This window comes from Rhodobacter sp. 4.3.4 (genome assembly GCF_058724655.1).
On record NZ_CM178967.1, the window covers coordinates 157,749 to 170,000 of the forward strand.

10 protein-coding genes (1 of these 10 cut by a window edge) are annotated in these 12,252 nt (G+C 66.9%); 3 read left to right on the top strand and 7 right to left on the bottom strand.

Features of this window, described 5'->3' with window-relative positions; all coding sequences use genetic code 11:
• The first annotated feature begins 44 nt into the window (after positions 1–44).
• Complete coding sequence (locus AC4PTB_RS00760; protein ID WP_492191234.1) at positions 45–470, top strand: hypothetical protein; 426 nt, start codon at positions 45–47, stop codon at positions 468–470.
• Between the two features lie 18 nt (positions 471–488).
• On the opposite strand, the gene AC4PTB_RS00765 is transcribed toward AC4PTB_RS00760, so the two are convergent.
• From AC4PTB_RS00765 to AC4PTB_RS00780, 4 genes are read right to left on the bottom strand one after another with little or no spacing between them, the layout of a single operon-like run.
• Entirely contained in the window at positions 489–3,839 is a 3,351-nt protein-coding gene (locus AC4PTB_RS00765; protein WP_492191235.1) for an error-prone DNA polymerase, read from the bottom strand.
• Complete coding sequence (locus AC4PTB_RS00770) at positions 3,836–5,308, bottom strand: Y-family DNA polymerase (RefSeq protein WP_492191236.1); 1,473 nt, start codon at positions 5,306–5,308, stop codon at positions 3,836–3,838. The genes AC4PTB_RS00765 and AC4PTB_RS00770 overlap by 4 nt, the downstream gene beginning before the upstream one ends.
• Positions 5,250–5,810 carry an ImuA family protein gene (locus AC4PTB_RS00775; protein ID WP_492191237.1) on the bottom strand — a complete coding sequence of 187 codons (561 nt, stop codon included), beginning with the start codon at positions 5,808–5,810 and terminating at the stop codon, positions 5,250–5,252. The genes AC4PTB_RS00770 and AC4PTB_RS00775 overlap by 59 nt, the downstream gene beginning before the upstream one ends.
• Positions 5,811–5,855: 45 nt before the next feature.
• Positions 5,856–6,731, bottom strand: coding sequence for a 3-hydroxybutyryl-CoA dehydrogenase (locus AC4PTB_RS00780; RefSeq protein WP_492191238.1), 876 nt, complete (start codon positions 6,729–6,731; stop codon positions 5,856–5,858).
• Between the two features lie 174 nt (positions 6,732–6,905).
• Here AC4PTB_RS00780 and AC4PTB_RS00785 point away from each other — a divergent pair, with 174 nt between their 5' ends.
• Positions 6,906–7,727 carry a DUF6473 family protein gene (locus AC4PTB_RS00785; protein ID WP_492191239.1) on the top strand — a complete coding sequence of 274 codons (822 nt, stop codon included), beginning with the start codon at positions 6,906–6,908 and terminating at the stop codon, positions 7,725–7,727.
• Positions 7,728–7,792: 65 nt separating this feature from the next.
• On the opposite strand, the gene AC4PTB_RS00790 is transcribed toward AC4PTB_RS00785, so the two are convergent.
• The 3 genes from AC4PTB_RS00790 to AC4PTB_RS00800 all read right to left on the bottom strand — a co-directional run bounded on the left by AC4PTB_RS00790 (position 7,793) and on the right by AC4PTB_RS00800 (position 10,472).
• Positions 7,793–8,719, bottom strand: coding sequence for an electron transfer flavoprotein subunit alpha/FixB family protein (locus AC4PTB_RS00790; protein ID WP_492191240.1), 927 nt, complete (start codon positions 8,717–8,719; stop codon positions 7,793–7,795).
• On the bottom strand, positions 8,719–9,477 hold the full coding sequence (locus AC4PTB_RS00795; RefSeq protein ID WP_492191241.1) for an electron transfer flavoprotein subunit beta/FixA family protein: 759 nt from the start codon (positions 9,475–9,477) through the stop codon (positions 8,719–8,721). Before AC4PTB_RS00795 ends, AC4PTB_RS00790 begins: the two co-directional genes overlap by 1 nt.
• Before the next feature lie 155 nt (positions 9,478–9,632).
• Positions 9,633–10,472, bottom strand: a complete 840-nt coding sequence (locus AC4PTB_RS00800) for an SDR family NAD(P)-dependent oxidoreductase (protein ID WP_492191242.1) — start codon at positions 10,470–10,472, stop codon at positions 9,633–9,635.
• A gap of 108 nt (positions 10,473–10,580) precedes the next feature.
• Here AC4PTB_RS00800 and parC point away from each other — a divergent pair, with 108 nt between their 5' ends.
• Positions 10,581–12,252, top strand: the 5' portion of a protein-coding gene (gene parC, locus AC4PTB_RS00805) for a DNA topoisomerase IV subunit A (RefSeq protein WP_492191243.1). Its footprint extends 587 nt past the window's final position; 1,672 of the gene's 2,259 nt are visible here — the first part of the coding sequence; it begins with the start codon at positions 10,581–10,583; the stop codon falls past the right edge of the window.

Sequence of the window (12,252 nt, forward strand, 5' to 3'; positions counted from 1 at the left end):
GGGGGTCCGGGGCCTGTTTCCGTTTCCGTCTCCGGGGATTGCCGATGCACCGCCGCCAGTTTCTTGCCCTTGCCCCCGCGCTGATCCTTGCCCCGGCCTTGCCGCTGCGGGCCGAAGACCCGATCCGGCTGCGCGATCTTTACAACAAGGATCTGAGCTTTTCCGATCTGGCGCTGGCGCGGCAGGGCCAGCTTTTGGCGGTGCAGGGCTTCATGGCGCCGCCGCTGAAGGCGAATTCGGTCTTCTTCGTGCTGACGAACCGGCCGATGGCGGTCTGTCCGTTCTGCGAACCCGGCATGCCCTGGCCCGATGACATCCTGGCCGTCTATGCCAGACGGATCGTCGAGGTCGAACCTTTCAACGTGCCGATCCTGGTCGAGGGGCGGCTGGAGCTGGGCGATGCCACCGACCCGGAGCTGGGCTTTTATTCCAAGGTCCGCCTGCGCGAGGCGACGTTCCGGCGGGCCTGACCGGCCGGTCACGGCGGGTCAGTGGAAATCCCGGCTGGGAAAGAGCCGCTTGGCCTGTTCGCGCGGATGCTGCGCCCGGGGCGGCTGGCGGGCGGGCCGGGCCTGCGCGCGGGGGGCATCGTCGGCCTCGGGACGGGTCTGGCCGATGGCGCCGTCCAGCGGGTGGCCCAGCTCGGAGAGCCGCGGCGACAGATCCTCGATCCGCTCGGCGATCAGATGCACCACGATCCCCTCGCGTTCGAGCCGCCCGGTGACGCGCAAAAGCCGCCCGCCCATCACGGCCCGGCGAAAACGCTCGTAGACCTTGGGCCAGACGACGATATTCGCGACGCCGGTTTCGTCTTCCAGGGTCAGGAAAATGACCCCCGACGCGGTGCCGGGGCGCTGGCGGGTGATCACCAGACCGCAAACGGCGGTGCGCTGCAGTGGCGCCGTCACCAGCCGGTCATGGCAGGTCAGGCCGGGCAGGCCGGGGCGCAAAAGCTCCATCGGATGGGCGCGCAGGGTCAGGCGCAGGGCGATGTAATCCTCGACCACCTCCTCGCCCAGATGCATTGGCGGCAGGGTCACGGCGGGCTCGATCCCGCCCTCGCCATCCAGCGGATTGGCGAACAAAGGCAAGGGCTTCGGCGCCCGGATCGCGCGCACCGCCCAAAGCGCATCCCGCCGCGTCAGGCCCAGACCCGCGAAAGCATCCGCCTCGGCCAGCCGTTCCAGCGGGCTGGGCAAAAGCCCCGCGCGCAGCCACAGGCTTTCGACATCCGGGTAGCCATTGCCGCGCGCGGCGACGATCCAGCCCGCATCCTCGGCGCGAAAGCCCTTGATCTGCCGAAAGCCCAGCCGCAGCGCCAGCCGCCCGTCGGCCCGCCGCTCCAGCGCATTGTCCCAGCCCGAGCGGTTCACGCAAATGGGCCGCACCTCCACCCCATGGTCGCGCAGGTCACGCACGATCTGCGCCGGGGCGTAAAACCCCATCGGCTGGGAATTCAGCAGCGCGCAGGCGAAGACCTCGGGGTGGTGGCATTTCAGCCAGGACGAGACATAGGTCAGCATCGCGAAAGCCGCGGCATGGCTTTCGGGGAAACCGTAATCGGCAAAGCCCTCGATCTGGGCGAAACAGGCCTCGGCCACGGCGAGCGGATAGCCGCGCTCGGTCATGCCGGAAACGAAACGGTCGCGATGCGCGCCGATCGTGCCCATGCGCCGGAACGAGGCGAGCGAGCGGCGCAGCTGATCGGCCTCTTCGGCGCTATATCCCGCGCCGACGACGGCAATCTGCATCGCCTGTTCCTGAAAAAGCGGCACGCCCAGGGTTTTCGCCGTCACCGCGGCCAAGGCAGGGCCGAAGGGTTCGGGCGCCTCCAGCCCCTGACGGCGGCGGATATAGGGTTTGACCATGCCGCCCTGAATTGGCCCCGGTCGGACGATCGCCACCTCGATCACCAGATCGTAGAAGGTGGCGGGCTTCATGCGGGGCAGGAAATTCATCTGCGCCCGGCTTTCGACCTGAAACACCCCCACCGCATCGGCGCGCGTCAGCATCGCATAGGTGGCCGGGTCTTCCTGTGGCACCTTGGCCAGATCCAGCCGCAACCCCTTGTGCGCGGCCAGCAGATCGAAGCTTTTGCGCAGGCAGGTCAGCATGCCAAGGCTGAGCACATCGACCTTGAGGATGCCAAGCGCGTCGATGTCATCCTTGTCCCATTCGATGCAGGTCCGCCCCTCCATCGCGGCGTTTTCGATCGGGCAAAGCGCATCGAGCCGCCCGCGGGTGATGACGAAACCGCCGACATGTTGCGAAAGATGGCGCGGAAAGCCGATGATTTCGGAAATCAGCCGGATCGTCAGCGAGAGCCGTCGGTCCTCGGGATTGAGGCCGATCTCGCGCAGCCGGGCGGGGTCGGCGCCGCGGTTCGACATCCCCCAGATCTGCCCCGAAAGCGCCGCCGTCACATCGGCGGACAGGCCCATCACCTTGCCCACCTCGCGGATCGCGGCGCGGGTGCGGAAATGGATCACCGTGGCGCAAAGCCCGGCGCGGTCGCGGCCGTATTTCTCATAGATCCACTGGATCACCTCTTCGCGCCGTTCATGTTCGAAATCGACGTCGATATCGGGCGGCTCGCCGCGATGGCGCGAGATGAACCGCTCGAACACCATCCCGATCATGTCGGGGGAAACATCCGTGATCCCAAGCAGATAGCACAGGATCGAATTGGCGGCCGAGCCGCGGCCCTGACACAGGATGCCGCGCGATCGGGCGAATTGCACGATGTCCTGCACGGTCAGGAAATAGGGCGCATAGCCCAGATCCCCGACCAGCGCGAGTTCCTTGGCCAAGAGCTGATGCACCCGCTCGGACGCGCCCTGCGGATAGCGCCGGGCCAACCCCTCCTGCGCCAGCCGTTCCAGCCGGGCCTGCGGCGGTTCCGTGTCATCCTCGCCGGGGTAATCGTAGCTGAGTTCCGCAAGGTCAAAGGCGCAGCGCGCGGCAATCTCCAGCGTGCGGCGGATCGCGGCGGGGTGGTGGCGGAACAGCCGTGCCATCTCGGCCGGGCCTTTCAGGCGGCGCTCGGCATTGGGGAGCGCCCGGCTGCCGATGGTGTCGATCGTCACCCCCTCGCGCAGGCAGGTCAGCACATCGGCCAAGGGGCGGCGGGCGGCGCGGTGCATCAGCACATCGCCCACCGCCACCATCGGCGTCGAGGCCCGCAGGGCCAGATCGGCGCAGCCGCGAAACCAGGCCTGATCGGTGCCGTCATAGCGCGGCGCGGCGCCGAGAAACACATGGCCGGGGAACTGCCGCTGCAGCCGTTGCAAGGGCGCCAGCGCGAGGGCCAGATCGGGCGGCGGCAGCGCGATCAGGATCATCCCGGCCCCGCCTGCGGCCAGATCGTCAAGCGTCAGGGCGCAGTCGCCCTTGTCCGCCCGGCGCTTGCCAAGGGTCAGAAGCTGCGAGAGCCGCTCATAGGCCGGACGGTCGGTGGGCAGGGCCAGGAATTCCGTCGCGCAATCGCGCAGGCAAAGCCGCGTGCCGATGATCAGCCGCGGCAGATCCGGCGTCGCGGGCCGGGGCAGGGGCGCGGCGGGGTCGAGGCTTTGGCGCGAGGAGGGATCGGTTCGGCTGGCCGAACGGATGCGCAAAGCCTCGCTCTCCTGCCGCAGGGTCTTAAGCGCCGAGAAGGCCCGCACCACCCCGGCCAGCGAATTGCGGTCGGTGATCGCCAGTGCCGCCAGCCCCAGTTCGGCGGCCCGCGCCACCAGCTCCTCGGGGTGGGAGGCGCCGGTCAGAAAGGTGAAATTCGAGGTCACGCAAAGCTCTGCATAAGCGGCGGGATCTTGCGTCTTTGGACCCGGAAAAACGCTCATGCGAATTCGCCCTGCACGAACCAGCCGGGGTTTTGTGGCGTGAAGAAAAGCCAGAGCCGGCGGCCCTCGGCGGTCTCCACCCGCCAGTAGTCGCGCAGCCCATGCCGCCAGCTCTCGTCGTCGAGCCACCATTCCGGGGTGATCCGTTCCGGCCCGGTGGCGCGGGCGGTGCTGAGCGGCATGGCCCGCCAGCGGAACCTTGCGGGCGGGGTGGGGCCGGTCGCCGTGATCGGCTCGGGTGGAAAGAGCCGCAGCGGGCGCGGGCGGGGGCTGTGAAACCCCGCTTGCGCGGCGCTGAAGGCGGCGGGGGCAATGAGGAAGCCGCGTTCGGGGATGTGGCTTTCGGCGGGCAGGAAGCGGTGGATGTTCTCAAGCCCGATCCGGGTGCCCAGCCTTGTGAGCAGATCGGCCAGCCGGTCGGGGCTGGCGGCCGGGGTCGTGCCCAGCTGCGCGGGGGCGAGCGGCTCGACCCGGGTAGCCTCAAGCCGCAGCTGATCGATGCCGAACCCCGCATCGACCCCGGCCAGACCGCGGGCGAAAAGCGGCAGGATCCGGGCGGGGTCGCGCATCGGCGCGGCCAGACGCAGCTCGACCTGCTGGCTGGCCTGATCGACGCGGCGCAGGGTCAGGACAAGCTGCCGGGCCCCGGCCTGATGCGCGGCAAGCTTGGCGCAAAGCGGCTTCAGCAGCCGGGTCAGCCCCGCCATCACGTCGCTTTCCAGCCCGATCGGCTCGGGCAGGGTCATCCGGGTGGCGAAGCGCGGCGGCTCGGTCGCGGGGGTGACGGGCTCGGGGCTGTGGCCAAGGGCCTGATCGAGCCGGGTGAGCAGATCGGGGCCGAAGCGGCGGGAAAGCGGCGCGCGGGGGCTGGCGGCCAGATCGCCGATGCGGCGCAGCCCCAGCCGTTGCAGCCCGGTCACCGTCTCGGGATCGAGCCGCAGCGCCGCGACGGGCAGGGCGAGCAGATCCTGTTCGGGCGCCCCGGGCGTCGGGTCGCCGAAATGCGCCCGCGCCCAGGCGGCACCGCGGCTGTCGCCGCGGCCAAGCTGCGCCGTGATCCCCGCTCGTTCGAGCCGCGCCCGGATGTCGGCGCACATCGGCCCCTCGCCGCCCCACAGATGCGCCGCGCCGGTGACATCGAGCACCAGACCGTCGGCGCCCTCCAGCCCGACCCAAGGACAATAGCGTTCCGCCCACCGCCGCAGCCCGGCCAGAAACCGGGCGTCGAGATCGGGGCGGGCCGGGCGGCTGACCAGCCCGGGGCAGAAGCTGCGGGCATCCGCCATCCGCATGCCGCGGGAGAGACCGGCGGCCTCGGCCGCGGCGTTCAGGCAAAAAATCGTCTCGGCGCTGCCCAGCCGTTGCACCAGCGCGAAGGGTCCCTCGACCGGGCAGGCGCGCAGGGCCCGGTCAGTCGCCAGCCGGGGAAACCAGATCGAGACGATGCGCCTGCGCGTTCCAGCAAACATTCCATGCGCCCAATGTTCCCATTTTGTTCTTTATAATTTCCCATCGCATCGAAGTCGAGTCCGTGCCCGCGGCATCGAAGATCGGCATCGCCCGCCAGCGCGTTTCGGCGGCATTCGAGCCCATGCCTTCCGGGATCAGGCACAGCCCCGTCGTGCCGCCAGCCCCCGCCGCCAGCTGCAGCCGCCGCCCCTCGCGCAGATCAAGCGGGCGGGTGATTTCCAGCACGACAAGGGCGATGGCGCCGTCTTTCAGCGCCTCCTCGGCGAGCGCAAGGCTGTCGATCTGGCTTGGCGGACGGCCAAGCAGCACCCGGGCGGGATCAAGAAAGGGCAAAAGCCCCAAAGGGTTGAGGGTTTCGGTCTGCCAGGCCTCGCGCAGCCAGAGCACCGGGCCTTGCAGACCGGCGCCGACACAGGCGGCAAAGACGGCGGAGGAGGGGCCGCAGACCTCGTGGACGCGGCCCGGACGCAGCGGGAAACAGGGAAGATCGGCGCAGGACATGCGGGCAGGATACCGCGAAACCCCGCCCTTTCCAACCGGGCGGGCCTAGCGCGTCGGCACCGGGGTTTCGCCGCGATAGTCGTAAAAGCCGCGGCCGGTCTTGCGCCCGAGCCATCCGGCCTCGACATATTTCGTCAGCAGCGGGCAGGGCCGGTATTTCGTGTCGGCCAGCCCGTCATAAAGCACGTTCATGATCGCGAGGCAGGTATCCAGCCCGATGAAATCGGCCAGTTCCAGCGGCCCCATCGGATGATTGGCGCCCAGCTTCATCGCCATGTCGATCGACTGCACATTGCCCACGCCTTCGTAAAGCGTGTAGACCGCCTCGTTGATCATCGGGATCAGGATGCGGTTGACGATGAAGGCCGGGAAATCCTCGGCCGAGGCGGGGGTCTTGCCCAGCCGCTCGATCACGCCCAGAAGCGTGCGGTAGGTTTCCTCGCCCGTGGCGATGCCGCGGATCAGCTCCACCAGCTGCATCACCGGCACCGGGTTCATGAAATGCACGCCGATGAATTTTTCCGGCCGGTCCGTGCGCGAAGCGAGCCGGGTGATCGAGATCGACGAGGTGTTGGTGGCCAGAATCGTTTCCGGTTTCAAATGCGGCAGCAGGCTGTCGAAGATCGCCTGCTTGACGCTTTCGCGTTCCGTCGCCGCCTCGATGATCAGGTCGGTCTGGCCCAGATCGGCAATCGTCAGCGTCGTGCGGATACGCCCCAGCGCCGCCGCGCGTTCCTCGGCCGAGATCTTGCCCCGATGCACCTGACGGTCCAGGTTCTTGCCGATCACCCCGAGCGCCCGGTCGAGGCTTTCGGGGGCCACGTCGTTGAGCAGCACGTCATAGCCCGAAAGCGCAAAGACATGGGCGATGCCGTTGCCCATCTGTCCGGCGCCCACGACACCCACGGTCAAGATCGTCATTTCTCGTCCTTCTTTCGACTTCGTGCAAGTCTAAGCCCGGTGCTGCATCGCGGCAAGCGCGAATGCCCCGGAAGCCGACATAACCCGATTGTGTCAATTTTCTCTTTAGCTCTTTGGCAAGGCTTTCCGGTTCATCCTTCCTGTGGGTGAGTCGAAATACACAAGGTGGGATGAATGGCTTTCGAATACACGGGCAGCGGTGCCCTTGATTATTATCCATGCCGATATGGCAAGTCGAAGCTTCTGTTCCGGGGCCCCCGGCGCGATCTGACCAGGCCCTTCGTCGCGGCGATGGGGGGAAGCGAGACTTATGGCAAGTTCGTCGCCGAGCCCTGGCCGGTGCTGCTGGAAGACCGGCTGGAATTCCCGGTGGTGAATTTCGGCTATCTGAACGCCGGGATCGATGTCTTTTACAGCGAGCCGCAGCTGCCCGAGGCGACGAAATCGACCAGGCTCTCGATCATTCAGCTGCTGGGCGCGCCGAACATGTCGAACCGCTTCTATGCGGTGCATCCGCGCCGCAACGACCGGTTCCTGCGCGCCTCGAACCTGATGCGGGCGGTGTTCAACGATGTCGATTTCACCGAATTCAACTTCACCCGCCACATGCTGAGCACGCTGCAGGCCCATGCGCCGGACCGGTTCGACACGCTGGTGACCGAGTTGCGGGTGGCCTGGGTGGCGCGGATGCGCGGGCTTCTGGAACGGGTGCAGGGGCCGAAGCTTTTGTTGTGGCTGGGCGATTACCGCGATCCGCTGAGTTCCGACCGGCTGGGCGCCGAGCCGCTTCTGGTAACCCAGGCGATGGTCGACGAGATCGCGCCGCTGGCGCAGGGGCTGGTCAAGGTGCAGCCTTCGACGACCTCGCGCTCCACCGGCACGGTGGGGATGCATTTCGGCCCGATGGAAGAGCCCGCGGCGCAGACGATGCCGGGGCCGCTCGTGCATCAGGAAATCGCCGAGGCGCTGGCGCCGGCGGTGCGGAAGTTCCTGTAACCCTGCCGTGACGGCAAGGAAAAAGCCCCGCCGGTGGCGGGGCTTTCTGTTGCGTGTCGCCCGGATCAGAGCTTCTCGGCCAGTTCCGGCACGGCGGCGAAAAGATCGGCGACCAGACCGAAATCGGCGACCTGGAAGATCGGCGCCTCTTCGTCCTTGTTGATCGCGACGATGATTTTCGAATCCTTCATCCCGGCCAGGTGCTGGATCGCGCCCGAGATGCCGACGGCGACGTAAAGCTCGGGGGCGACGACCTTGCCGGTCTGACCCACCTGCCAGTCGTTCGGCGCAAAGCCGCTGTCAACGGCCGCGCGCGAGGCGCCGACGGCGGCGCCGAGCTTGTCGGCCAGCTTCTCGATCAGCGCGAAGTCAGCCTCGCTGCCGACGCCGCGGCCGCCCGAGACGACGATCTTCGCCGAGGTCAACTCGGGGCGGTCCGAGGCCGCAACCTTGTCTTCGATCCAGGACGACAGGCCCGTGGCGGTCTCGCCCGAGATCGTCTCGACCGCGGCCGCGCCGGTGGCGGCAACCGCGCCGAAGGTCGCGGTGCGGACGGTGAAGACCTTGATCTTGTCCGACGATTTCACCGTCTGGATCGCGTTGCCCGCATAGATCGGACGCTCGAAGGTGTCGGCGTCGATCACCGCGGTGATGTCGGTGATCATCATCACGTCAAGCAGGGCGGCGACGCGCGGCAGCACGTTCTTCGCCGCGGCGGTCGAGGCGGCGGCGACATGGGCATAGCCCGGGGCCAGACCGACGATCAGCGCGGCGGTGGCTTCGGCCATGCCGTGGCTGTAGTCCGTCGCACCGGCCAGCAGCACCTTCGACACGCCGTCCAGCTTCGCGGCCTCGGCGGCGGCAGCTTCCGCGCCAGCCCCGGCCACCAGCACATGCACCTCGCCCAGAGATTTCACCGCCGAAAGCGTTTTCGCAACGGAATCGGTGGCCAGTTGACCGCCATTGACATCAGCAAGCAGAAGAACAGCCATCAGATCACCCCCGCGTCCTTGAGTTTGCCGATCAGCTCGTCGACCGAGCCGACCTTGATCCCGGCGGCCCGGCCTGCCGGTTCCGCGGTCTTCACCACGGTCAGGCGCGCCGAGACATCGACGCCGTAATCGGCGGCGGTCTTCTCGGCCAGCTCTTTCTTCTTCGCTTTCATGATGTTGGGCAGCGAGGCATAGCGCGGCTCGTTCAGGCGCAGATCGGCGGTGATCACCGCCGGAAGCTTGACCGAAATCGTCTGCAGACCGCCATCGACTTCGCGCGTCACCTTGGCGGCATCGCCCGCGATTTCGACCGCCGAGGCAAAGGACGCCTGCGCCCAGCCCAGAAGTGCCGCGACCATTTGGCCGGTCGCGTTCATGTCATTGTCGATCGCCTGCTTGCCGGTGATGATCAGGCCCGGCTGTTCCTCGGCGGCGACTTTCGCGATGATCTTCGCCACGGCGAGCGGCTCGATGTCGGTATGCACGTCCTCGGCGGCAACGACGAGGATGGCGCGGTCCGCCCCCATCGCCAGTGCCGTGCGCAGGGTTTCCTGCGCCTGTTTCACGCCCACGGACACGACGACGATCTCGGTCGCAGCACCTTTTTCCTTCAGCCGGATCGCCTCTTCGACGGCGATCTCGTCGAAGGGGTTCATCGACATTTTCACGTTCGCAAGATCGACCCCGCTGCCGTCCGCCTTCACACGGACTTTCACGTTGTAGTCGATCACGCGCTTCACAGGCACGAGGACCTTCATCGGCGGTGTCTCCCTAGGTTTCGAAGTCGCCCCCGGGGGGGCGGATTCTTGCATCGGAAATTTTGTTACAATGCGACCGCAGCAAAAGACAGATGAAAAACGACGCCGGATGGTGTCGCTACGTCACGTCGCGAAGACAGAGGGGCGAAATCGGCTCAGGCCCTGGAAAACATCCAGTCCTGCGCCCGCAGCGGCAAAATCCGCCGCGCGATCGCGGCAAGCCAGGTCGCCTTGGTCACATAGTAATGCGATTTCGGTTTCGGGTCGGTCAGGGCGCGCAGGATCTGCTCCGTCACCGCCGAACAGGGCAGCTCGAACCTGTCGGGCTTGCCCGAGGGGGTGTAGAGGCGCTTGAGCAGCGAGGTCTCATACTGCTCGCGCCGGGCCGAGGCCTTCCAGTCGATCCATTTCTCGAAATGCGGGATCGAGTTCACCCGGATCTTCGTCGGGATCGGCCCGGGGTTGAGCGTGATGATATGGATGCCGGTGTCGCGCATCTCGCGGCGCAGCACCTCGGTAAGGCCTTCGAGCGCGAATTTGGTGGCGACATAGGCGCCGCGCCAGCGGATGCCGACAAGGCCAAGCACCGAGGAACATTGGATGATCCGGCCCTCGCCATTCTCGCCGTAAGCCCGCATCACCTTGATCGCGCGAATGGTCAGGTCATGCAGCCCGAACAGGTTGGTTTCGAAGATTTCGCGCAACGCGCCCGGGGGCAGATCCTCGGCCGCGCCGGGGCAGCCATAGGCTGCGTTGTTATAAAGCGCGTCAAGCCGCCCGTTCGCCCGCGCCAGAGCCTCGTTGAAGCTCGCCTCGATCGAGGCGGGGTCGGAGAGATCGAGCGGAAAGGAGATCAGCCCCTCGGCGCGCAGCCGGGCGCAATCTTCCTCGCGCCGGCAGGTGGCCAGCACCTTCCAGCCCGCCTTCTGCAGCCCATGCGCCGCATCGTAACCGATGCCCGAAGAGCAGCCGGTGATCAGGATCGTCTTCGCCATCGTCTTCCCCCGTGTTTCGTTCCAGATAGGCGAAGCCCCGGTGCGGGACAACGGTTTTGGCCGGTGTTTCTGCTGGACCGGGGGCCGGTCCCGAATTACACCGCGACCATGAGCAGCGACGACGAAACCCCGACTTCCGCAACCCATGCCGAACCGCTTTCGCGGGCGATCGGCGAGCGTTACCTGACCTATGCGCTCTCGACCATCATGCACCGGGCGCTGCCCGATGCGCGCGACGGGCTGAAGCCGGTGCACCGGCGCATCCTTTATGCGATGCGGGAACTCAAGCTGACCTCGACCGGCGGGTTCCGCAAGTCGGCAAAGATTTCGGGCGACGTGATGGGGAACTATCACCCGCATGGCGACGCGGCGATCTATGATGCGATGGCGCGGCTCGCGCAGGATTTCGCCATGCGCTATCCGCTGGTGGACGGGCAGGGCAACTACGGCAACATCGACGGCGACGGCCCGGCGGCAAGCCGCTATACCGAGGCGCGTCTGGCTTCCCCGGCCGAGGCTTTGCTGGAGGGTCTGGCCGAGGATTCGGTCGATTTCCGCCCGAACTATGACGGCACGCTGACCGAACCCGTCGTGCTGCCCGCGGCCTTTCCGAATCTGCTGGCGAATGGCGCCAGCGGCATTGCCGTCGGCATGGCGACGAACGTGCCGCCGCATAACCTCGATGAGCTGGTCGATGGCTGTCTCGCCATGATCGCCGATCCGGCAATCGACGATGCCCGGCTGATCGATCTGATTCCCGGGCCGGATTTCCCGACTGGCGGGGTGATCGTCGAACCGAAGGCGAATATCCTTGAGGCCTACCGGACCGGGCGCGGCGCGTTCCGACTGCGGGCGCGCTGGGCGCTGGAGGATCTGGGGCGGGGGCAATGGCAGATCGTCGTCACCGAGATCCCCTATCAGGTGCAGAAGGCCAAGCTGATCGAGCGGCTGGCCGAGCTGATCGAGACGAAGAAGGTGCCCGCGCTCGCCGATGTGCGCGATGAAAGCGCCGAGGATGTGCGGATCGTGCTGGAGCCGCGGGCGCGGACGGTGGAACCGGCGCAGCTGATGGGGATGCTGTTTCGCAACTCGGAACTTGAGGTGCGCTTCAGCCTGAACATGAACGTGCTGATCGACGGGCGGGTGCCCAAGGTCTGCTCGCTGAAAGAGGTGCTGCGGGCGTTTCTGGATCACCGTCGCGAGGTGCTGTGTCGCCGCTCCCGCCACCGGCTGGAGAAGATCGCGAACCGGCTCGAGGTGCTGGAAGGCTATATCATCGCCTTTTTGAACCTCGATCGGGTGATCGAGATCATCCGCACCGAGGACGACCCGAAAGCCGCCCTGATGGCCGAGAACTGGGCGGCCGAGGCGGGGGCGGTGGTGCATCTGACCGAGGTGCAGGCCGAGGCGATCCTGAACATGCGGCTGCGTTCTTTGCGGCGGCTTGAGGAAATGGAACTGCGCGCCGAGCGCGAGGATCTGCTCAAGGAACGCGCGGGGCTGGAGGCGCTTCTGGCGTCGGAGGTCGCGCAATGGGCGCAGATTTCCTCGGAGCTGGAAGACCTGCGCAAGACCTGGGGCAAGGCGACGAAGATCGGCGCGCGGCGGACCGATTTCGCCGAGGCCGGAGAGGTCGAGGAAGTGCCGATCGAGGCGATGATCGAGCGCGAGCCGATCACCGTGATCCTGTCGAAGATGGGCTGGGTCCGTGCGATGAAGGGCCATCAGCCGCTCGATGCCGAGGTGAAGTTCAAGGACGGCGACGGCATGGCCTTTGCGC

Coding starts and splice junctions, on each gene's coding strand:
- AC4PTB_RS00775 (WP_492191237.1), bottom strand. CDS start 5,810: ATGTCCTGCGCCGATCTTCCCTGTTTCCCGCTGCGTCCGGGCCGCGTC.
- AC4PTB_RS00765 (WP_492191235.1), bottom strand. CDS start 3,839: ATGAGCGTTTTTCCGGGTCCAAAGACGCAAGATCCCGCCGCTTATGCA.
- AC4PTB_RS00780 (WP_492191238.1), bottom strand. CDS start 6,731: ATGACGATCTTGACCGTGGGTGTCGTGGGCGCCGGACAGATGGGCAAC.
- AC4PTB_RS00770 (WP_492191236.1), bottom strand. CDS start 5,308: ATGTTTGCTGGAACGCGCAGGCGCATCGTCTCGATCTGGTTTCCCCGG.
- AC4PTB_RS00790 (WP_492191240.1), bottom strand. CDS start 8,719: ATGGCTGTTCTTCTGCTTGCTGATGTCAATGGCGGTCAACTGGCCACC.
- AC4PTB_RS00795 (WP_492191241.1), bottom strand. CDS start 9,477: ATGAAGGTCCTCGTGCCTGTGAAGCGCGTGATCGACTACAACGTGAAA.
- AC4PTB_RS00785 (WP_492191239.1), top strand. CDS start 6,906: ATGGCTTTCGAATACACGGGCAGCGGTGCCCTTGATTATTATCCATGC.
- AC4PTB_RS00800 (WP_492191242.1), bottom strand. CDS start 10,472: ATGGCGAAGACGATCCTGATCACCGGCTGCTCTTCGGGCATCGGTTAC.
- AC4PTB_RS00760 (WP_492191234.1), top strand. CDS start 45: ATGCACCGCCGCCAGTTTCTTGCCCTTGCCCCCGCGCTGATCCTTGCC.